20 protein-coding genes are annotated in these 21,006 nt (G+C 37.6%); 3 read left to right on the top strand and 17 right to left on the bottom strand.

Features of this window, described 5'->3' with window-relative positions:
• Positions 1-8 precede the first annotated feature (8 nt).
• Together EJN90_RS08790 and EJN90_RS08785 are read right to left on the bottom strand one after the other, a co-directional pair.
• The gene (locus EJN90_RS08790) at positions 9-881 is read right to left on the bottom strand and encodes an ABC transporter permease (protein WP_227872485.1); all 873 of its coding nucleotides are present in this window, start codon (positions 879-881) and stop codon (positions 9-11) included.
• Positions 881-1,837, bottom strand: coding sequence for an ABC transporter permease (locus tag EJN90_RS08785; protein WP_126110411.1), 957 nt, complete (start codon positions 1,835-1,837; stop codon positions 881-883). Before EJN90_RS08785 ends, EJN90_RS08790 begins: the two co-directional genes overlap by 1 nt.
• A 291-nt stretch (positions 1,838-2,128) precedes the next feature.
• Between EJN90_RS08785 and EJN90_RS08780 the strand changes: the two genes are divergently transcribed.
• Together EJN90_RS08780 and EJN90_RS08775 are read left to right on the top strand one after the other, a co-directional pair.
• Positions 2,129-3,724: an ABC transporter substrate-binding protein gene (locus tag EJN90_RS08780; RefSeq protein ID WP_126110409.1), complete on the top strand. Its 1,596-nt coding sequence runs from the start codon at positions 2,129-2,131 to the stop codon at positions 3,722-3,724.
• Positions 3,725-3,790: 66 nt separating this feature from the next.
• On the top strand, positions 3,791-5,785 hold the full coding sequence (locus EJN90_RS08775; RefSeq protein WP_164544046.1) for a S9 family peptidase: 1,995 nt from the start codon (positions 3,791-3,793) through the stop codon (positions 5,783-5,785).
• 540 nt (positions 5,786-6,325) lie between these two features.
• On the opposite strand, the gene EJN90_RS08770 is transcribed toward EJN90_RS08775, so the two are convergent.
• The 14 genes from EJN90_RS08770 to EJN90_RS08705 form a co-directional block, all read right to left on the bottom strand.
• The gene (locus EJN90_RS08770) at positions 6,326-6,703 is read right to left on the bottom strand and encodes an iron chaperone (protein WP_126110405.1); all 378 of its coding nucleotides are present in this window, start codon (positions 6,701-6,703) and stop codon (positions 6,326-6,328) included.
• A gap of 16 nt (positions 6,704-6,719) precedes the next feature.
• The gene (locus EJN90_RS08765) at positions 6,720-7,178 is read right to left on the bottom strand and encodes an 8-oxo-dGTP diphosphatase (RefSeq protein ID WP_126110403.1); all 459 of its coding nucleotides are present in this window, start codon (positions 7,176-7,178) and stop codon (positions 6,720-6,722) included.
• Positions 7,165-8,082 carry an aminoglycoside phosphotransferase family protein gene (locus EJN90_RS08760; protein WP_126110401.1) on the bottom strand — a complete coding sequence of 306 codons (918 nt, stop codon included), beginning with the start codon at positions 8,080-8,082 and terminating at the stop codon, positions 7,165-7,167. The genes EJN90_RS08765 and EJN90_RS08760 overlap by 14 nt, the downstream gene beginning before the upstream one ends.
• 9 nt (positions 8,083-8,091) lie before the next feature.
• Positions 8,092-8,610, bottom strand: coding sequence for an NUDIX hydrolase (locus EJN90_RS08755; RefSeq protein WP_126110399.1), 519 nt, complete (start codon positions 8,608-8,610; stop codon positions 8,092-8,094).
• A 634-nt stretch (positions 8,611-9,244) separates the two neighbouring features.
• Positions 9,245-10,597: an MATE family efflux transporter gene (locus tag EJN90_RS08750; protein ID WP_126110397.1), complete on the bottom strand. Its 1,353-nt coding sequence runs from the start codon at positions 10,595-10,597 to the stop codon at positions 9,245-9,247.
• A 544-nt stretch (positions 10,598-11,141) separates the two neighbouring features.
• Positions 11,142-11,969 (bottom strand): glycosyltransferase family 8 protein, encoded by an 828-nt coding sequence (locus EJN90_RS08745; RefSeq protein WP_407657538.1) that lies wholly within the window; start codon positions 11,967-11,969, stop codon positions 11,142-11,144.
• A gap of 426 nt (positions 11,970-12,395) precedes the next feature.
• Complete coding sequence (locus EJN90_RS08740) at positions 12,396-13,169, bottom strand: PHP domain-containing protein (RefSeq protein WP_126110393.1); 774 nt, start codon at positions 13,167-13,169, stop codon at positions 12,396-12,398.
• Between the two features lie 15 nt (positions 13,170-13,184).
• A complete protein-coding gene (gene hisF, locus EJN90_RS08735) occupies positions 13,185-14,570 on the bottom strand; it encodes an imidazole glycerol phosphate synthase subunit HisF (protein WP_126110390.1) in 1,386 nt (461 codons plus the stop codon).
• Entirely contained in the window at positions 14,567-15,271 is a 705-nt protein-coding gene (gene hisA, locus EJN90_RS08730; RefSeq protein WP_126110388.1) for a 1-(5-phosphoribosyl)-5-[(5-phosphoribosylamino)methylideneamino]imidazole-4-carboxamide isomerase, read from the bottom strand. Before hisA ends, hisF begins: the two co-directional genes overlap by 4 nt.
• Positions 15,268-15,846, bottom strand: a complete 579-nt coding sequence (hisB, locus tag EJN90_RS08725; RefSeq protein ID WP_126110386.1) for an imidazoleglycerol-phosphate dehydratase HisB — start codon at positions 15,844-15,846, stop codon at positions 15,268-15,270. The genes hisA and hisB overlap by 4 nt, the downstream gene beginning before the upstream one ends.
• 1 nt (position 15,847) lies before the next feature.
• Complete coding sequence (locus EJN90_RS08720) at positions 15,848-16,840, bottom strand: pyridoxal phosphate-dependent aminotransferase (protein WP_227872483.1); 993 nt, start codon at positions 16,838-16,840, stop codon at positions 15,848-15,850.
• Positions 16,837-18,078: a histidinol dehydrogenase gene (gene hisD / locus EJN90_RS08715; protein ID WP_126110384.1), complete on the bottom strand. Its 1,242-nt coding sequence runs from the start codon at positions 18,076-18,078 to the stop codon at positions 16,837-16,839. The genes EJN90_RS08720 and hisD overlap by 4 nt, the downstream gene beginning before the upstream one ends.
• Positions 18,075-18,680 carry an ATP phosphoribosyltransferase gene (gene hisG, locus EJN90_RS08710; RefSeq protein WP_126110382.1) on the bottom strand — a complete coding sequence of 202 codons (606 nt, stop codon included), beginning with the start codon at positions 18,678-18,680 and terminating at the stop codon, positions 18,075-18,077. Before hisG ends, hisD begins: the two co-directional genes overlap by 4 nt.
• Complete coding sequence (locus EJN90_RS08705) at positions 18,677-19,480, bottom strand: ATP phosphoribosyltransferase regulatory subunit (RefSeq protein WP_126110380.1); 804 nt, start codon at positions 19,478-19,480, stop codon at positions 18,677-18,679. The genes hisG and EJN90_RS08705 overlap by 4 nt, the downstream gene beginning before the upstream one ends.
• A 164-nt stretch (positions 19,481-19,644) precedes the next feature.
• On the opposite strand from EJN90_RS08705, the gene EJN90_RS08700 reads away from it, so the two are divergent.
• Positions 19,645-19,941 carry a YerC/YecD family TrpR-related protein gene (locus tag EJN90_RS08700; RefSeq protein WP_126110379.1) on the top strand — a complete coding sequence of 99 codons (297 nt, stop codon included), beginning with the start codon at positions 19,645-19,647 and terminating at the stop codon, positions 19,939-19,941.
• A gap of 184 nt (positions 19,942-20,125) precedes the next feature.
• Here the strand turns inward: EJN90_RS08700 and EJN90_RS08695 are convergent, their stop codons facing one another.
• Positions 20,126-20,809: a phosphoribosylaminoimidazolesuccinocarboxamide synthase gene (locus EJN90_RS08695; RefSeq protein WP_126110377.1), complete on the bottom strand. Its 684-nt coding sequence runs from the start codon at positions 20,807-20,809 to the stop codon at positions 20,126-20,128.
• Between the last annotated feature and the right edge of the window lie 197 nt (positions 20,810-21,006).

Genomic DNA, 21,006 nt, shown 5'->3' with positions numbered 1-21,006 from the left:
TCCTCCCTCTAGTCATTCAATTTAGGATCCAATGCATCTCGGATACCATCACCTAGAATATTTATTCCCAGTACTGTAATCAGAATTGCTGCACCAGAAAAAGTAGCGATTTCCGGATTTAGGAATAAGAAGTCTTTGCCGTCCTTTAAGATTGCCCCCCACGAAGCGGTAGGTGGCTGAATACCCAATCCCAGAAAACTCAAGGATGCTTCCGAGATAATTGCACCAGCAATGCTCATCGTTCCATGCACTACAAGAGGTGCCATACTGTTCGGTAAAATATGCCGGAATAGTATGTGTCCGTGCCCAGCACCCAGAGAACGCTGCACTTCGATAAATTCTTCTTCTTTCACATTCAGGACTTGACCACGGACAATACGAGTAAATCCTGGGATATTTCCAATCCCGATCGCGAGAATAACATTTTGTAGTCCTTGACCTAGAATAGTCATTAAAAAAATCGCTAAAAGGATAAACGGAAAAGCAGAGAATCCATCCATGATGCGCATAATTATCGTATCAATTACTCCTCCAAAGTAACCGGCAACCAGACCAAAAATCGTACCAATCAACCCGCCAACCACAACCGCTGCCAGACTGACAATGATTGAAATCCTAGCACCATAAACGATTCGACTGAACAAATCTCTTCCATAATTGTCTGTGCCTAATAAATGTCCTGCTTCTCCCGGTTTAAGGAAAGCTTTGACAACATCAATACGATTTGGCTCATGAGTAGCGATTATCGGAGCAAAAATAGCAATTGCTATAATTATCAGAAGAATCAAAAGCCCCAAAATAGCCAGTTTATTTCGCATAAGTTTTTTTAAGAAACCGGGTTTTGTCTCAGTCAAACCAACATTCATTGTTGTTTGTTCCATTATTTAGCGCCTCCCTCATAAGTGATTTTTGGATTCACTACTTTGTATAAAATATCAATCATTAAATTTGTCAGTACATAAATTAAGGCAATGAAAATCACGACTCCTTGAACAACTCCGTAATCCCTGCGATCAATCGCATCTGTAATCAAACGTCCCATACCCGGCCAACTGAAAATTGTCTCAGTTAGTACCGAGCCACCCAATAAACCAGCAACTTGCATTCCTAAAACAGAAAGAATAGGATTCAAAGCATTTTTCAGGGCATGTTTCCAGATTACTACATGTTCTTTCAAACCTTTTGCTCGAGCAGTTCGAATATAGTCTTGTGATAAAACCTCTAACATACTAGAACGTGTTATTCGAGCAAAATTTGCCATAGGAATGGTTGCTAAAGTGATACTTGGCAGAATTAGGTGGCGAAAGAAAACATCTGGCCCTTCGCTCCAATTACCCATACCTGTCGCTGGGAGGATGCCCATGTTTACACTAAACACTAATACAAGCATCACACCTAGCCAAAATACCGGCATTGATACCCCTACCAGAGAAATCACCATTACGATATAATCTGTCATCGTATTTCGCTTGTAGGCAGATATAATGCCGGCAGGAATACCGATGAGCAACGCTATGAGCAGAGCTGATAGCGTTAAGACGATTGTATTAGGAAATCTTTGCATGATTAACTCCGAAACATTCATATTATATGCATAGGAATATCCCAAATCACCGACTAATAGATTCTTTAAATAAGAAGAAAACTGTTCTAAATAAGATTTATCTAACCCCATTTCGATTGTCATTTTTTCAATCTCTTCTATAGAAGCTTGTGGACCTAGTAGTGTAGCTGCAGGATTACCTGGAATTATTCTTGTAACTGCAAAAATAATAATGGCTACGATAAATAAAGTTGGCAGTAAATTCACTATTCTCTTCAAAATATATTTTGGCATAATATTTAATCTCCCTTCTCACATTTACACTATTTGAAATGATTTTACACATTTTGTAATGGGACTAGTTTACCATCAACTTTTCTTAATGTAAATATCATCTTTCTAATTTTATTTTCTTATCTTGCTGTTTACAAATACTACAAAATCAAACAAAATAAGCATTTATATGTTTACACATGCTTTTATTTATGCTACATTTTATTAAATATAAATGAGAGAAACAAAACCCTTCTCATTTCACTATTTGTAAATGTAATTCTTTTATTGTAAAACAGGAGGGAAATAACCATGAAGAAATCTACAAAAATGTTATTGTCACTGTTCGCAAGTGTTTCCTTGCTTGCAGCTTGTGGCGGTAATAATGAAACTGGTGAAAGCAGTGAGCCAACCAATGAATCAACCGTTACACAAGTCGGCGGCACTATCAAAATCGGTTTAGCAGCAAATCCGAATTCGCTTGACCCCACTGCTTATACTGGTCAATATGAATCGAACGTGATTCGACAAATAGGAGATACATTAGTTATATACAGTGATGACTTTTCTGAATTCAAACCTTCACTTGCAACTGAGTGGTCTGTCTCTGAGGATGGCCTTACATATACCTTTAGCTTACGGGATGACGTGAAGTTTCAAGCAGGGGAATATCAAGATGGTCGATCTATGACAGCAGAAGACGTAAAATATAGCTTAGAGCGCTCTGCCTTTGATTCAGCTCTGAATCGCTTGAGTGGTGTGGAATCGGTAGAGGTCTTAGGAGAATATGAAGTCGCTATTCACTTGACTAGTCCTAGTTCTGCTTTAATGGCAATGTTGACCGATTCAGGAAACATCATCGTTCCAAAAGAGGAAGTCGAGGGCTGGGGAGATCAATTCGGACAACATTTGGTAGGTACAGGTCCATTTTCGTTAGATACTATCCAATCTGGTCAACAAATCGATTTGAAACGAAATGAGAATTATTGGGGAGAAGCAGCGAACTTAGATGGAGTAATCTTCAAGGTTATCACAGACGCTAATATGATGATTAACTCCTTACTTTCAGGAGATATTGATTTGGCAACCGATATAAGAGGCCAAAACCGCGAAATCATTGAAAATGCCAATGGTGTCTCATTGACAAGTATTCCAGGCTTTTCTACTACTTATCTTGATATGAATATGATGGAAGGCCCTACAGCAAATGAGAAAGTCCGTGAAGCAATTTATATGGCTACAAATGTAGAAGAAATTGTGAACGGAGTGAACCAATGGGGAGGCGCAGAAGTTTCCTACTCTCCTCTTCCAAAAGCATCTTGGGGATATATGGAGAATGCTGAAGAGTTCGTTCCAGATTACGATCCGGAAGCAGCAAAAGCTTTGTTAGCAGAAACAGAGTATGCTGATGGATTCTCAATCGATATGTACTTATCTGATGCTCGCGTTCCGTATGCAACAATTTTCCAAGACCAAATGAAAACGAATTTGAATATCGATGTACAGATTCATCCACAAGAATGGGGTACTTATAGCGAGACTGTTTCAACAGGACAAGCAAGCATGAACATCGGTGCCTGGTCTTGGTATCCTGATCCGTATTTCTACCTAAACCAAGAGTTCCATTCAAATAGCATTGGTTCGCTCGGTAATGGACGTGGTTATAACAATTCAGAAGTAGATGCCCTTCTTGACTCTGCCTTAAGCGAAACTGACCAAGAAGCAAGAACGGATCTTTATCAACAAGCGTTAGAAATAATCATGGCTGACTATTCTCGGATTGAACTAGAACTATCTGAAACAGCTAATGGTATTTCTGATAAAGTAGTTGGTTACAATGTACTCGCTAATAATTCGATTACTTTAGTAAATAATGAAGGAACGAATGTATCTTTACAAGGTAACTAATTTTTACAAAACTGGATCACGTTCATTCGTGGTCCAGTTTTTCAATACAAGATGGGAGCAAGGAATATGAAAAACTTTAAAGAAGCAAGCAGCCTCTATGACTTAACCACATTATCTTCAACTATCCTTTCAGAAGATGAACAAACTTTATTTTATGTAAAAACGACAATTGACTCAGTTAAAGATGGTTATCAAGCTGCTATTTATGCAAAAAATCTTCAAAATGCTAGTGAAGTTTCCATTGTGGAAGATGGCTTTATTAATAACTGTCCCACCGTCAACGGAACGAAATTATTGTATTTATCGAATAAAACTGGAATAACTCAAGTTCACTTTTATGATTTAGTTAGTAAAGAAAACAGGCAGCTCACTTTTTCCCTCTCTCCTGTTATGCACGTACAATGGATTCAAAACAGCCAATCATTTTTATTTACAACACAGTTGGATAAATCGACAGAGAGCTTCTTTACATGGGATAAAAATTTTGCTGATATTACTACGAATACTGCACCATTTTACCGTATTAGTAATTTAAAATATCAAGCCGATGGCGTGGGATTCATTGATCCAGAAAAGACAACTTATCTTTGCGAACAAACGATTGATAATTTCGATGTAACCGTCATCTCCCCTCAAGCTACAGGTTATGGATTAAGACGTGTTGCTGATTGCAATACAGAAGGAACCATCATTTACTTTGAAAGGAATCTTGTTGAAGGAGACGACTACAACCATGATTCAGGTATTTTTGCTTATGACAGAAATTCGAAGCAAATACAGCATCTTACTCAATCTTTTGACACTGGTATTTTTGGTGAGGGAACCGTATCTCCTGACGGAAACTACTTAGTAATGGTGGGAAACTCTTTGCCTTATGAAACACCCAATCAATTCGGTCTATTTCTTTACGATTTTAAAACAACTTCTTTGAAAAAAATTACGGAAGGTATAGACATTCAATTCGCCGATAATAGCGTCTCTGATTATTATCAAAATGTTCGAAACCCGATTATTCACTGGCATCCTGATTCAAAAAAATTCTATGTGCAAACTTCTGAATATGGAAGCGTAAAGATTTATGAGGTCCTTTTGAATGGTGAAATGTTGAATATTGCCCCAGAACAAGCTGTAGTAAAAGAAGTGGTTATTTCTAAAGTTGGCGTACTGTATGCTCTAATTAGTAAACCAGATCGCCCACTGTTATTAGCTGTATACGAAGATGGGGAATGGAAAGAAATCTCAAATTCTGTTGAAGAAAGTTATCAAGATTATTCGTTTGCAAGTTATCAAGAAATCGAGTATACCGCAGCAGATGGAGGAGTGATTCATGGACTTATGGTCCTTCCAGCTGATTTTCAAGCAGATAAAAAGTATCCGCTCATTTTAAATATCCACGGTGGTCCCTATATGATGCATGCAATGAATTTTTATCATGAAACGCAATACCTTGCAGCAAATGGATATCTGGTTTTATTAGTTAATCCACGTGGAAGCTACGGATATGGACAAGAACATACTTATGGTGTTTATGAAAAATATGGTAAGGGAGACTATACTGATTTGATGACTGCCATTGATGGTGTAATAAATGATCATTCTTTTGTCGATGCTTCTCAATTGTTTGTTACTGGCGGAAGTTATGGCGGTTTCATGACAAATTGGATTATAACGCAGACCAATCGATTCAAAGCGGCTGTATCACAACGGTCCATGTCTAATTTCGTTTCTATGTTCGGAACTAGTGACATCGGTTATTACTTTTACAAGGACGAGACTGGTCACGATATATCTCGACCTGATAAATTGTGGGAGTCCTCTCCCCTTGCCTACGTAGAACAAGTTGAAACCCCATTGCTCTTAATCCATGCGAAAGACGATTTACGTTGCCAATTTGAACAAGCCCAACAATTTTATACAGGATTACGTTATTTCAATAAAACAGCAGAAATGTTGGTTTTCCCTAATTCTGGCCATGAATTATCCCGAACCGGCCGCCCTAGCTACCGAGTTGAACGATTAAAAGCAATTCTAGACTGGTTTGAGCGTTATCGTAGCAAATAGAAAAGTCACGGTTCACTCATCCGAGATATTCCTATGGCAAGTTTTTGCCAATTTCATCTAGTTGTAAGAATCTTGTGACTGCACTGGATGAGAATAATGGCTAATTTCATCCAGTGCAGTCTATGGCAGTCTTCACTAAACAATATTAGCTATTAATTTCATCTAGTCGGACCAAATCCATTGTTCAGTAAATGAAATAAGAGGGAGCCTATAAATCCCTTCATTACATATAAGCACCTTCAAGCTCTTTTTCCAGCCTGAAGGTGCTTATTTTTTAGAATAGGGAACTTCACTCTCTACTGAACGGGGCTGGGAAAAAACTCCCAACCTCTTTCCTATACCCAAATAATTTAGCGTAAATGTGCTCAAAAAGGCAGCCCCGACGTCCACTTCACGAATCATGCTCAGATGGTCTGCAACCATCTTGCGCTTATTCGCTCCAGTGATTCGGGGCTGAACGCCTTTTTTCCCACTCTCATTCAGTCTCAAAATTCCATCTAGATCTCTTTTTTCGTTTTCACTTTATCGCATCAAGCAGGGCTAACAATCGATATCTTCGCCTGCCCGCCACATCTCAATCGTTGTTTTTATAAATTCATCTATATTTGTATTCTTTAAATTGATTGATTTTGTGATCCGAATACAGCCTTTACCATAATTAAATGGCTTCAGCAATGTATGAGCGTTGTCAATTTTATCGATCGTTCCGACATACAAACTCACATAATTCTTTTGTGCATTCAAAGCGAATGGATACTCCTCGTCTTTGCCAAAATTCAACATTTTATAACGAATTGATTCTTCCAATTCTGGTCCATAAGCCAGAATCATTTGTCGTACCTCTAATAATTTTTCTTTTCGCCAATCTTCTTCTAATAGTTCAAGGTATTCTTTCGCATCCTTTGCATCGTATTGCATGAGTTCCCTCCTATAGCTATAGCAGCTTTAAATTCCAATCTTTTTCCTCATCTCGATAATAATAAAACTCACTCAAGATATCACTTTCAAAAACTTCAACCATCTGCTCAAAATCATTTGCTAATGGATAGTTCTTTAAATCCTCTCGGTTAATCCAATAGACTTCCCCTTCGTCGGAAGACGAAATCTCCCCGGAATAGTTTTTCGTTTTGTAAAACATCACTACATAGCGGGCATCTGATTTATCCTGGAATTGCTTCACACCGCATAATTCAGGATACTGAATCTTCAGTCCTGTTTCCTCCCACACTTCTCGAGTAACTGCTTCTACAAAGGATTCCCCTCGTTCCACGTGACCTCCAGGGAAGGTAATGCCTGGCCAATCTTTATTCCTTCGATCTTGTACAAGTATATTTCCTTTTTCATCGTAAATCATACACATATTTGTAAAAATTGCCGCTTCACTTCTTGCCATATTTTTTGTTCGCATCTCCTTGGTACCAATTTGGTATAATTTTTTGCATGTCAGCGTACCATTCTAATACACTTGCTGCTTGTCTTTTCATTGTTTCAACTTCTTTTTGAGAATATGACAGCGCCCATGGAAGAGCGTTTAAGGTATTCGTACAAATATATAATGCCAAGAGTTTAAAAAATTCCATGGGCGGTTTTCCTGAAAAATAACCATCGATTTGTCCCGTCGCGAATAAGGGGCTTACTTCCGCTGTAAAAACGATACGGTTAAACTCTTCCCAAGGATCTCCAAAATCAAAACGATTAAAATCAATCATTGCTAATTCATGATTCGGGGAAATAATCATATTCCCCGTATGGTAATCTCCGTGTTGAAAAGATGATGGTCGATTTTTAATCAAATGACGGTTTGCAGAAATAAATTGAAGGAGTTTTTCGTCTTTCTCGTAACTTAGTTCGCAGGATTGATATTTTTTTATATTTCGGTTAATTTTACGGCTGAAATAATGTTCCCATTTTTCAGTTTCTTTCAAAGCTGGAATGGAATGAATCTTCTTAAGTATTTCTCCTGACTCAAATCCTAGTTGATACTGTTCTTCTCCTGCTAGCTGAGGTAGTACGAGCCCGGCTTCCGTACCTTCCATCCATGTGAATAAAGAGTAGACTTTACCGTCGTATGGAACGAAATCTAATGGATGCGACATTGGAATGCCTAGCGCAGCTACTGTTTTCATATGCTCAAATTCGCTTCTTTTCCGTTCATAGGTATCTGCTTCAGACACGCGCAGTAGTAAGGCTTCCTCATCTTTTGTCTCTATATAGTATTTTGTATCCGAGGACCAGCCTTTATTTATTTCTTCAAATAAAACTGCTGCATCCTCGTCCAGTATCTGCCTTAGCTTCATAAGTACCTCCTAACGAATATATGAATTTGGATGACTGAACATATCAAAGAGAAAATGAATAAAACTTTCAAAATAAGGTACAAATCGACCCTCTTTAATCTTTGAAATAATTTCTTCTTTTGTAGCCCATTTAACATCTTGAACTTCTTCTTGCTGTAATGTTAGTTCCGCTAAATCTAGATTTTCCTCAATAATAAATACATCGTCGAAACCTCTGGTATAATGAATCGTAACGATTGGACGCTTTTTCTGTAAATTCACGATATATCCCAGCTCTTCTTTCAATTCACGTTCTCCTGCCATTTGGCTTGTCTCACCGCTTATTGCTTTCCCGCCGACAGAAAGATCCCATAAATTTGGCCATTGTTTTTTTGATGATTGTCTTTGTTGAATCAGCAGTTGACCATCCGAATTGAAAATACATAGATGAACAATCAAATGGTATTCCCCTTCGCCAAATTCACTTCCACTCACCATGGTTTCACCAGTATGTTTTCGATCTTTATCATATATATCCCAAAGTTCCATTTTTTCACACTCCTACTTTTCAGCTCTTTTTAAAAGTGTATCACATTGATGAATCGGCTGCTCCCTCCCATTTTTCATTCTTTATAAAGTATTTTACCATTGAAAAGAAATTCTCATGAGCACTTTCCTTTCCTTTCTTCCTACTCAAGTTTATTAGCTGTACAAACATTCCAAATAGCAAATTAAATAAGATTATAAGGGTTCTCAATCCCTGGAAAGCGAGTGACAATTTTGAATAAAAAATAACTTTTTAACGATGGACGCTTCTCTCTTTGTAAATGGAAATAATGAAATTCTATTAAAAGTTATCCACCAAAGTCCCAACATCCGAGAAACTCTGCAATTGATAAAAATACCACTCATGTGCGGTTCCAAGATGAAGCCGGTCAAGTGAATCAATTAATTGAGTTCACCGAATCCAATGGTTATGAAACAAGAACTTTTGACTTGGAATTAATAAAAGGAAAAAAGATGTTGCCGTTATTTTCTTGCCAGGCAGCCAGTTTGATTTTGCCTGGTTTCAATTTAAATAGAAAGATCGGAGGCCGGAATATTCCAGTCTCCGATTTTTTCTATTTTTTATGGTAAATCAATTGGATCACTCTCTTATTCAAATGTGTTTATGCAAGAAATTCTAGGAGGTAATAAAACGTTTGATTCTGCTGGAACGGTCCTCTTCTCTCACAAGCCAAATCGCATAGGTAAGAATCACTACTGAACCGATCCAAGCTAATGGATGGCTGAGAACAATTGCTGGGAAACCAAGTAAGCCAGTGAACAACAATGGCACGAACATACGCATAATCATTTCCATAAAGCCAGCTATTGTTGGGGCGACAGCTTTCCCCATTCCTTGCAAGGTATATCGGAAAACAAATAAGAGTGACAAAACCACGTACAACAAGCTTGTCATTTTAAAATAGCGTTCGATGTAGGCGATGCTCTCCCCATTTTCTGCATTAAATAATGCAATCGCTAAATCTTTCCCAAAGAAAAATAACAAACTACCAACTATGACACTATAGATAAGCGAAATCATTGAGCTTGCTCGCACTCCCCTCCAAATTCGCTCTGTGTTTCCGGCACCAAAGTTCTGAGCTGCATAAGTTGCGGTTGCCACACCAAAAGAAACTAATGGCATCGTTGCCATATTTTCAATTTTTGCGCCTATCGCATGTCCTTCTACGGCTGCAGCACCCAATCCATTCAGCTTTAATTGCAAAACAATTGAACCAATCGAAATAATGGATGATTGCATCCCTATCGGAAAACTAATATTCAAATGGAGATTCAACTCTCTTTTATCCATTTTTAAATCATTTCGGTTCAATTTAAATAGCGGAACCTTTCGAGATAAGTAATTTTGACAAAGAATTCCTACAATTAATTGTGATAGGATCGTTGCCAGCGCCACTCCTCTTACTCCTAAGGGAATAACGAGAATAAAGAGAAAGTCAAAAGCGATATTGAAAATTTGAGATAAAACGGTAAAAAATAATAATTGATGGGTATTTCCCATTGAACGAAGTGAGTTCACCAACAAACTGAAGAACATCAATCCGGCTAACCCTAACATCGTTGTAACGAAAAAATCTTTACTGTCTGAAAAAAGTTCCGGCGGAATATTCATGGCAGTCAACAATGGATTTGCGAACAAAATACTTGTGACAGTCAGTATGGTAACCATCGCAAGCGCTATCCAAACACTTGCTACAAAGCTGCTGTGAATACGCTCTTCGTTTCGCGTTCCAAAACGCTGCGCTAAAATAAGCGACAATCCTGAAGCGATTCCCAATATAAATCCTTGCACAAAGAAAGTAAGACTTCCCACTGCTCCTATTGCTCCAAGAGCGCTCAAACCCAGTGTACGTCCGACAATAACCGTATCGACTAAACTATATAATTGCTGAAAAATATTCCCCACTAAAAGAGGAATGGTAAAGTGAACAATCAATTTCAAAGGACTTCCAGTTGTCATATCTCCCATTTATCTTTTCTCCACAGTTCAAATTATGATTGCGGTTCCATTTTACTACATTCTGGCAATTAAGGAAGCCTCTTTTTCGATATTAGACAAATTAATTTATCAATTGAACAAAATGTTCTCTGATGGAAAGTAAGCAAGCATAAATCAGGAATATACCTTCTTAGATTTTTTTCACGTTTAACTATTTTAGCCATTTTTTATAGTAAATATCCTTCCAGGAAAAGTACAGAAGATAGGTGGCTGCTGTACTTTACTTTTTCGTTCGTTTTTTGAATCAGAACCTTTTATAAGTAAGAAAAGCGGACAAGTCCGCCTTGGCCTATGAAAAAATAGGAAATTTGACCCTGAATTGTCAGGAGACTTCACGCTTCAGCGGGTTAGTCGAATGATATGCGTTAGCGAGCAGCGAAGCGCGCAATGGGGCAAATTTATCTTTTTTTCACTAGGTCAGGACTTGGGAGCTAGACATTGATGGCTGAACTTATAATCCCCTAGTCTACCAAAAAAGCACAGGTATCCGGCTGTGCTTTCATTTGTTATTTTTCTAGATACGTGCGCTTCTTCGCTGGTAATGTTTATAAAGCGCTGCGAATCTTCCGCGGTAATTATCCTGCCATGGCTTATCTTTTCCGCAAAAATGGAGAAATACTGTATGATCCAGGGTCCAATCTAGGTCCCATTTTCCTTTGCTGATTACTTCATAGATTGGATGATATCTCGTATCATAATTATAAATTTGATCCGGTATCAGGAGAATTCGACTTCCATATAAGGCATTCAATACATCTTGATCTGGCAGTATTAAAGTGAATCGATTTTCAGAAATAAACTGGAAAATGTCATCTCTTTTTACCTCTTTTCGGATTTTTGTTAAATTCATCAGCAATACGCCTGAATTGAAATAGGCTTCTGAATCATAAGATTTTAGCCGTACTTTATTAATTGCAGTGTTCACTTTTATCAGTTGAAAATGACTGGATGCAGCGTATAAATAGTCATTCATATCCATCGAAAATAAATGTTCAACCTGATTGATGCATAAAATATCTGCATCCACATATAAAATCTTATCAAGTGATTCTGGCAAATATTCATGGGCTAATAAACGGTAGTAGATTGTTTCCGGATAGCGTTCTGACACAGGTGCCTCTTTAAATATCTCTTCTCCAATAATAATAGGATGATAAATAATCTGGAGCTGAGAACAAAACTTCTTTAACTTCTCTGTGTCTTCCAACTTATTTTTTTGCAAAACATACACATCAAAGGAACAATCTGGATTGTTTTCTACAATAGAATAGAGTGTCGTCTTTAATTGACTGGTAAAACGATCGTCAATTGAAAAAAGTAATGAGATTTTCTTCAATTTTATTCGCCCCCTTTTCTCTATTATAATCGTTTTTAATAAGAAAAGCGGACAAGTCCGCCTTGGCCTATGAAAAAATAGGAAATTTGACCCTGAATGAGCAGCGAAGCGCGCAATGGGGCAAATTTATCTTTTTTTCACTAGGTCAGGACTTGGGAGCTAGACATTGATGGCTGAACTTATAATCCCCTAGTCTATAAAAAATGCGTCGGATTAGTGATCCGGCGCATTCCTAAGATGTTTCTGCATAATTTCATCTAGTAGGGAGTTTTCTAGCGCTCACTGAATGAGAATAACAGTGAATCTCATCGAGTGACACATACTCAAGTTCTAACTAGACGGGAATCAGTATTTATCTCATCGAGTGGGGCCCGTCCCCGCTGTTCACTAGATGCGATTACGGAAATGGACCCAAGTATTTTCCGGCTTCCATTAAATCCTGACAAACTCGGCTTGCCCTTCTCGATAAATTACGACTTCATGGACACCATTTTCACGTAATAATTGTTTGCTTTGATCAAAATCCATTTCTAATTCTTCCGCTTTGTGAGCGTCAGAGCCAAGTGTAAACTGGCTGCCGCCTAGCGATTGGTATAACGGGATAATATACTCGTATAAATCATAATTCCCATAACGATACATGCTTTTGGAATTCAATTCAAGAGCCATTTTTTTGTCGATAATTGCCTGCAGTATTTTAATTAATTGTTGCTCGTATTTCTTGAGTTTCTCCACATTGAATTGGTGAATCCGAGTACCATAATCAAAATGAGCTAAAATATGAGCTTCGGGTATATTCACAATCGCTTGATACAATTGATCAAAATACTGTCCGACTGGATCGGTTAAAGCATCTTTTATCTCTTCATCCATGTAGTCATTTTGATTATTGTGATGGCAGCTCAGCAGAATCACATCAAATGGATAGGCTTTGATTTTTTCTTTGATAACTTCTTGCAACTCAGGAACATAACCTACTTCTACTCCTAATCGCAGCGTAACACCATTCTTTTCAGCCAGCTCTTTTTTCATTACAAGCAGCTGTTCAAAATCTGGAACGTCATCCTTAAAGTCCGTTACCGGATTGTTTAAGTCAAAATGATCGGTCAAAACTAATTCTTTCGTTTCAGCCGACAGGTAGTTTTCTGGTAGTTCTTCACAGTCAAAGGATAGATATGAGTGAACATGTTGGTCGTGGATTGTCATTTTCAGCCTCCAGTCTTACCATTTATCGATTTCTTTGCGTACTCGGTATACTTGCTTTTTTCCGTGGCGCTTTGCTAGTTGATTTTTAACATCTTCCAACGAGACACCTTGATACGCCAGTAAAACAAATAGATGATACAGTAAATCACTTGCTTCATCCACCAATTCGTTCGTATCTTGATTCTTTGCAGCGATGATTGTTTCCGTCATTTCTTCCCCGCATTTTTTTAGGATCTTATCAATCCCTTCTTCAACCAGATACTTGGTATAAGATCCTTCTTTCGGATGAGCAATTTTATCCTGTACTGTCTGGAAAAGTGTTTCTAAATTAAAAAATTCTTGCTCAAAGCAACTCTGCCTGCCTAAATGACAAGTTGGACCAGCTGGCGTAACTTCAATCAATAGTGCGTCTTTATCGCAATCCAGACTCATTCGTTCAACATATTGGTAATGTTTACTCGTCTCCCCTTTTTTCCAAAGACGCTTTTTGGTTCTCGAGTAAAACCACACAATATTTTCTTGGATCGTTAACTGGTAAGCTTCTTGATCCATAAAGCCATTCATCAATACTTGCTTTGTATTGTAGTCTTGCAAGATAACCGATACCAGTCCATTTCCTTTTGCAAAATCAGGTTTTTGTTCTGGAACCAAAGGGATGGCAGCTTCTTTTAGTTTCGCCTTCAAATCAGCAATTTGTACCGTTCCATTATGGAATATCGATGCTGCTAAACCAGCGGTTACCGATGTTTCTTCAAATAATTCAATAAAGTCTTCAATCGTTCCAGCGCCGCCACTTGCTACAATAGGAATATCCACCATCTGGCTTGCCTTTTTCAAGAATTCAATATCAAATCCATTTTGAACACCATCACGATCTTTATTCGTAATCAGTAATTCCCCAACACCTAATTTCTCACATTCCAACAGCCAGTCAAAAGCTTTCCATTCCGTCCTTTTTGTACCGCCGTGCGAATATACGTAAAAATCAGCCAGTTCTTCGTCGTATTGAATATCGATTGCAGCGACGATCTTGTTACTGCCATACTTTTCTGTTGCGGCACTTACAAAATTTGGATTTTTAATCGCCGCAGTTCCGATACTTATTTTACTCGCTCCGGCATTCAAAATAGCATCAATATCCTCGAGCGTTTGAATTCCACCACCGACAGTTAGTGGGATGGAAATCGCTTGAACGGTTTCTTTGATGACATCCAGCATCAATTCATGTCCGTCTTGCGTCTTAGAAATATCCAGAAAGACTAATTCATCAGCGCCAGCTTGATCGTAAAATTTTGCCAGCTCAACAGGATTTCCAATATCTTTCAAGTCTACAAAATTAACACCTTTTACAACTCGGCTATCTTTTACATCCAAACATGGAATAATACTTTTTACACTCATTGAATTCCCTCCCAGAATGCCGCTTGATGGCTCGCTTTTCCAACAACTGCTTGTGTGATTCCCTCTTTATCTAGTCGATTGAGATCAGCTTTATCCCGAATCCCTCCACTTGCTATCACGATATGACGAGTCAGTTGGTTGATGTATGCTGTTTTTTCGAAATTCGGCCCTTGGTTCATGCCGTCTTTATTAATATCTGTATAAATAATTCCAGCCAACTCAAGAGACTCGACTTGAGTAAGATAGTCTGTGATTGTAATTCCACTGTTTTCGGTCCATCCGTTAATATAAATATCTTCCTCTTTTGCGTCCATCCCTACAATAATTCGGTTTGGATATTCAGAAACTACTTCTTTCAACCATTCAATATCTGTAATCGCTCGTGTTCCAATAATAAAATAGTCAATCCCTGCTGCATCATATTTGGCTATGGTCTCTTTATTGCGTAATCCACCACCAATTTGCAGAGGTAATTGTGTTTGCTTTTTTAGTTCAGTAATCAAACTTGTTTCGACAGCTTCTTGCTTTAAGGCTCCCATTAAGTCCACAACATGAATTCGACATACTTGTTCGAACTGGCTGTAGAATTGGATGGCTTCTGCCGGCGTTCGTTTCATCATTGTCTTACTTTGGTAATCTCCTTTGGTCAGTCGGACATTCTGCCCGTCAATTAAATCAATTGCAGGGATAATATGAATCATTCAATCACTCCTTTTGAAGAAGGTACACCTGTATCGGTAGCAGTAAGGGCGATTTTCAAACTTTGTCCAAATGCTTTAAAGATTGCTTCAATCTCATGATGGGTGTTGCCGCCTTTTAATAAATCGATATGTAAGGTCGTTCCGCTGTTCATTGCGACCGCATTAAAAAACTCTAGAACTAGTTCTGTATCGAATTCGCCAACTTTTTCTCTTGAAAAATCTGCCTGAAAGTTTAGATGCGGACGTCCCGATAAATCCAACACCACTCGAGCTAAAGATTCATCCATAGGAATATACATGGAGCCATAACGTTTATATGAACCTTTTTCTACATAAATTTCTCGTATTGCTTGCCCTAAAAGGATTCCGACATCTTCCACTGTATGATGGAAGTCTACTTCTAAATCTCCATCAGCTTCGACCGATAAATAGAGCTGAGAATGAAAAGCAAATAAAGTCAGCATATGGTCAAAAAAGCCAATCCCTGTTTGAATAGTTGCTTCCTGGGTCACTTTTTCTTCCGCTACTTCTATTTTTATTGCGGTTTCAAGTGTTTTTCTCTCTTTTTTAATCAACTTATTCACTCCAATCTCTAATGGCTTGTTCGAGTTCTTCGTAATTTTCTAACGGAATAATGGAATAACGCACTGCGTTCGCTAAGAGCGGCTCTCGATATTGTCGGGCTTGAAATCCTTTTTTCAAAAGAAAGTCCGCTAAGCTTACTGCCTTTTCTCCATAGGTAAATAAATAATTCGTTGAAGAAGGATTAACATGGATTAAATGACGAACTTTTTGAAGAGACTTCTCTAGCAATCGTTTTGACTCTAATTGATAGTGAATAAGTTCTTCTAACTGGGTTTCATTACTGAATAATTCATTTGCTAAGTTTAATGATAAAGAATTTACCGGATAAGGATGGTTAAAACGAGTGATTTTTTCAAAGGTTTCCCCTTCCGCCACAGCTACCCCAATCCGAAGGCCCGCTAAACCATAGATTTTACTCAACGTACGTACGATAATGACATGTTCGCCGCTAGGTCGTTGATAATCAGAAGAAAACTCTACATAAGCTTCATCAATCACCAGGTATCCTCCTACTTTGGCCATTGCATCTGCTAATTGCTCGATTTCCTCTTCTTTAAATAATTTACCCGTTGGATTGTGCGGATTGGAAATCAAAAATAAGGAAGGCTCCTTCTCAGAAATTTGCTTGCTAATTTCATTGAAGTCAAAGCTGAAATCTGGCTTACAATCAACTTGGTAAAAGGGAACCGCCACTTGTTCTGTATACACTTGATACATAACAAAATCTGGATTTAAGCTCATTACACCTTTTTCTCCAAAGGTAAAAATAAACTTCTGCAGCCATTCATCCGAGCCATTTGCCAACTCAATCAATTCTGGATCAAAATTGTTTCGAGTTGCATATAATCGTTTAAAACGTTGTAACTCTTTATCGGGATACAAATTAATCAGCGTATTCTTCGTTGCTTTTATGATTTGTTCCTCACTCAAAGGAACGATGGGACTCGTATTTCTGTCCATGCTGACAATCGATTTAGCTTTCATTCCTTCACTTCCGTTCTAATCGCCAATGATTGGTAATGTGCATCCAAGCCTTCCTTCGCCGCGATAATTTTTGCGGGCTCAACAATCGCTTGATAAGTTTCTTTTGTCAAATTGATCACGGCGTGACTTGTCAGGAAGTCATTTACATTGAGACCGTGACTAAAGCGAGCGGTCCGATTTGTCGGTAGCACATGAGAAGGTCCGGCCGCGTAGTCTCCTATTGCTTCTGGAGCGAAATGCCCCTCAAAAACTGCTCCCGCATATTGAATTTCTTGAATGATTTCTTTTGCATCTTTGTGTTGAATGGAAACATGTTCCGGCGCAAGATCATTCAGCACTTTTAACAAGTTCTTGCGTGTATCAGAAATAGCATAATGATTGTTTCGAAGTGACTTTTTAATAATCTCACTGCGAACTTGTTGATCGACAATCTGATCTATTTTCTGTTGTACTCGTTCCAGAAGGTCTTTTGTTTCAGCTAATAAAAATGTACGAGCATTTCCATCATGCTCAGCCTGTGCAAAAATATCCGTCACAACTGCGTCCAATTCAGCGGTTTCATCAATATAGAGAAGGATCTCGCTCGGTCCGGCAATCATATCAATCCCTACTTCACCAAAGACGAGACGTTTTGCTAAAGCAACATAGGCATTTCCAGGACCAACAATTTTATCGACTTTCGGAATGGTCTCTGTTCCATAAGCTAGTGCAGCAATGGCTTGGGCTCCGCCTACTGTATAAACATCTTCAATGCCGCATAAATATAAAGTTGCAAAGGTAATATTCTGCTCTGTAAAAGTTGGTGTGACAACATGGATTTCTTTTACCCCGGCAACCATTGCAGGCACGACAGTCATTAGCACGCTTGAAGGATACAAAGCTGTTCCTCCCGGTATATAAACTCCTACTTTTTCCAGAGGACGATATACATAACGAAATTCGTTTAAATCTTGATCTTGATATTTTATACTCTTTTCATAACTCTCAATTCGTTGCTTGATTGTCTGCAGGGCTTCGCGAACTTCTGGCTCCAACGCTTCATAGCTTTCTTTTAAATAGGAAATTGGCACTTTAAAGTCCGCAATCCTTTGTTGGTCAAATATTTCGGTATAGTTTCGCAAAGCTTCATCTTTTTTTAGACGAACATTTTTTAATATTGCTGCTACATCTTCATAATAATCAAATTCTTCTTGAACTTGTTTTTCTTCAAATAATTTCATAAATTCTTGCGCATTCATTTAATCACTCCAATTTCGTTGAGAAAGTCAAAAATCTCATTTTCTCTCGTATAAAAGGTTTGTTTATTTGTTATTAAACGACCATGGATTTCTAAGATCTTTTCATATTCAATTAAGCCATTGTCGCGAAGTGTGTCCCCTGTTTGAACGATATCCACAATTCCATCTGCAAGACCCAATAACGGTGCTAGTTCAACAGAACCATGTAAGTGAATCAGCTCAACGTCCTGCTTTTTTTCTTTAAAATATTTAGCAGAAATATTGGTGTATTTGGATGCAACAACATTAAAACGTTCAATGCCTGGGGGACCTGCCAAAGCAAAATAACATTCACCAAAAGGAAGTTGAGAGACATTCAGAATATTAAAAGTATCCTCCATAATAATATCGGATCCTACGATGCCAATGTCAGCAATACCGTTCTCGACATAAGTAGGTACATCCGGCCCTTTCGCAAAAATGAACTTCACATTATCAATCTCGATAAAAAGAGAGCGGCTCTCTTCCTTCAATACCGACAAATAATGACGTAAATTTTGTGTATCTAAGTAACGAATAAAATCTTCTAATAAACGTCCTTTACTAAGCGCAACAGTAATCATAGCAAACCTCCATCCGACAGATTTAAGGCAATTCCAAATGCATTGTTGTTGTATTTCCCACCACTCAAAAGAGGATTGACATAATTTAGGAACACTTGAAAATAAAAGCCGTTATAGTATGTTTGGGGTGATCGGAAAGATAAATCCAGCATGAATTTCAAGTCATACTGTTTTATTTTTTCTTTTACCTCTTTGATGAATATCATTTCTTCACAATCTCCGAATTCTTCTTCTACTAAATTAAACTGCTGGCTGACTGGCGCAGTCATTAATTGGTAGATACGGTGATTGCTCCCCAGTACTTTGCTTAATTCTGAAAGATTTTTCTCGTAGATTAATTGGCGTATATCATGATTAAGTTGGTATTTTTCCAGATATAGATCTAGTAAATTATCATTATTCACCACAATCGAGTGAATCTTTTTATCTGTATTTTTTGCGACAAATGATAAATGCAACGCAATACTTCCTAGTATTTCTTCTTGAGAAGGATTGTATAATTCAACGCCTGCTTGATTAAATGAGTGGTAGTCTCGAATCACTTGACCAAAGTAGCCGAATAACCGTTCATCCAGTAAAAAATTTTCATTATAATTCAATAACGTTCGTGTCCAATCACTTCGAATCGAAAAGATTTGTTCATTTCTTTCAAAAATAATATTAGATGGTTGATCGTGTTTATCTTCTAACTGAAAAGGTTCAATCATATTCAAGTCAATCAGATGGTAGCCTTCACGATCAAGTAATTCCATATAATCTTTAACCAGATTGTATTGTTTTAAAATTTTTATATTCGACATTTTCTCACCTCTCGCACTTTACTACTCTATCACTTTACCTTAATAAAGTGTTGGTAATAAAATACCATACCATTCGGAAATAAACAATGTTTTCTTTAGTACTTTATTATGGTAAAGTAAAATTGCGAGAAATTTGAATTTTAAAAAGGAGTTTTTCTTAAGAAATGAATCATTTAAAAGATAAAGAAATGGATGAATTATTTGAAGGAATCTTGAAATTGGAAACAGTGGAAGAATGTTACCAATTTTTTATGGACTTATCTACAGTAAATGAGTTACTTTCAATGAAGCAACGTTTCCATGTAGCAAAATTAATCAGGGATGGAGAGACTTATTCTCATATTCAAGAGGTAACGGGTTCATCCAGTACAACCATTTCACGTGTAAAGCGTTGTTTGGATTACGGTACAGATGGCTACCATTTGATATTAGATCGTATAGGTGATAAAGAAACTAAATAGAATAACTCAATTGGTATAGAAAAAAAGCCTATTTTCACTCCATTTCTTTGGATGAAAATAGGCTTTTTGCTTAATTTTTTTGAAATGCCCTGCCGCTTGTATACGGTAATGATACTATTTGAGCAGTAGATGTGTAAAAGGAGTCACATTTTTCCGACAAGTAGCTATCTACATTTTTAATCTTTTACGCCAACAAGTAGGTTTCCAAATCTAAAGGATGAATGGATTCTTCCCCTTTAAAAATACGCATGTTTCCTCCGGACAACTCATCAATCAAAATAATATCGTTACTGTTTTCCAATCGTCCAAACTCTAATTTAATATCATAGAGTTCTAAATCTTTTGATGCTAATTCTTTCCTGATTCGGTTCGCGATTTGCTGGGTCTTTTCTTTAATAAAGTCGTATTCCCCTTCTTTTAAAATGCCAAGTAGTACTAAAGCATCTTCATTAATAATTGGATCTTGACGCTCATCGTCTTTAATTGTCATCTCCACATAACCATTTAAATCTTCACCCGTCTGAACATATTCCCCATAACGACGAACAAAGCTTCCGTATGCTTTAAAACGACAGATTACTTCTAAACCTTTGCCAAACATTACTGCCTTTTTTACATCCATCGTTTTTGCTTCAAGATTGGATTCTAAATAATGAGTTGGAATTCCTTCCCTTTCCAAAATTTCAAAGAAATACTTGCTAGCAGCAAGCCCAGATCTTCCCGAACCATCGACAATCAAACCAACTTGATTTTCTCCTGGATCAAAAACTCCATCTTTACCCGTCATGTCGTCTTTAAAAAATAAGCGAATTGTGCCGTCTTCCGTTACAAAAACATCTTTTGTTTTCCCTTTGTAAATACGTTCCATTGGACACCTCTTTATTTGTAAGTTTATATGAAGAGAATAACACAAAACATTCGTTTTTTAAACTATTTTTATTGATAACGAATGATTTCCCTCTCTTTATATGCAATAAACACGAACGATGCCAACATAATGATGTGTAAAGTATCTTTTTTCACTCCTTCACTTTTCTTGTTTAAGTTGTGAGTCAATTCTTTTCA

Origin of the sequence: Jeotgalibaca ciconiae (genome assembly GCF_003955755.1) — a bacterium.
Lineage (GTDB): Bacteria > Bacillota > Bacilli > Lactobacillales > Aerococcaceae > Jeotgalibaca > Jeotgalibaca ciconiae.
Note: the sequence above shows the minus strand (reverse complement) of the source record. Positions and strands in the feature narration are given on the sequence as shown.

Bases quoted from the DNA above. Each gene is read 5' to 3' on its own strand.
- EJN90_RS08785 (WP_126110411.1), bottom strand. From the start codon at position 1,837: ATGCCAAAATATATTTTGAAGAGAATAGTGAATTTACTGCCAACTTTA.
- hisD (WP_126110384.1), bottom strand. From the start codon at position 18,078: ATGAATGCGCAAGAATTTATGAAATTATTTGAAGAAAAACAAGTTCAA.
- EJN90_RS08750 (WP_126110397.1), bottom strand. From the start codon at position 10,597: ATGGGAGATATGACAACTGGAAGTCCTTTGAAATTGATTGTTCACTTT.
- hisG (WP_126110382.1), bottom strand. From the start codon at position 18,680: ATGATTACTGTTGCGCTTAGTAAAGGACGTTTATTAGAAGATTTTATT.
- EJN90_RS08740 (WP_126110393.1), bottom strand. From the start codon at position 13,169: ATGACAATCCACGACCAACATGTTCACTCATATCTATCCTTTGACTGT.
- EJN90_RS08695 (WP_126110377.1), bottom strand. From the start codon at position 20,809: ATGGAACGTATTTACAAAGGGAAAACAAAAGATGTTTTTGTAACGGAA.
- hisA (WP_126110388.1), bottom strand. From the start codon at position 15,271: ATGATTCATATTATCCCTGCAATTGATTTAATTGACGGGCAGAATGTC.
- EJN90_RS08780 (WP_126110409.1), top strand. From the start codon at position 2,129: ATGAAGAAATCTACAAAAATGTTATTGTCACTGTTCGCAAGTGTTTCC.
- EJN90_RS08755 (WP_126110399.1), bottom strand. From the start codon at position 8,610: ATGGAACTTTGGGATATATATGATAAAGATCGAAAACATACTGGTGAA.
- EJN90_RS08760 (WP_126110401.1), bottom strand. From the start codon at position 8,082: ATGAAGCTAAGGCAGATACTGGACGAGGATGCAGCAGTTTTATTTGAA.
- hisF (WP_126110390.1), bottom strand. From the start codon at position 14,570: ATGAGTGTAAAAAGTATTATTCCATGTTTGGATGTAAAAGATAGCCGA.
- EJN90_RS08775 (WP_164544046.1), top strand. From the start codon at position 3,791: ATGAAAAACTTTAAAGAAGCAAGCAGCCTCTATGACTTAACCACATTA.
- EJN90_RS08790 (WP_227872485.1), bottom strand. From the start codon at position 881: ATGGAACAAACAACAATGAATGTTGGTTTGACTGAGACAAAACCCGGT.
- EJN90_RS08770 (WP_126110405.1), bottom strand. From the start codon at position 6,703: ATGCAATACGATGCAAAGGATGCGAAAGAATACCTTGAACTATTAGAA.
- EJN90_RS08720 (WP_227872483.1), bottom strand. From the start codon at position 16,840: ATGAAAGCTAAATCGATTGTCAGCATGGACAGAAATACGAGTCCCATC.
- EJN90_RS08705 (WP_126110380.1), bottom strand. From the start codon at position 19,480: ATGTCGAATATAAAAATTTTAAAACAATACAATCTGGTTAAAGATTAT.
- EJN90_RS08765 (WP_126110403.1), bottom strand. From the start codon at position 7,178: ATGGCAAGAAGTGAAGCGGCAATTTTTACAAATATGTGTATGATTTAC.
- EJN90_RS08700 (WP_126110379.1), top strand. From the start codon at position 19,645: ATGAATCATTTAAAAGATAAAGAAATGGATGAATTATTTGAAGGAATC.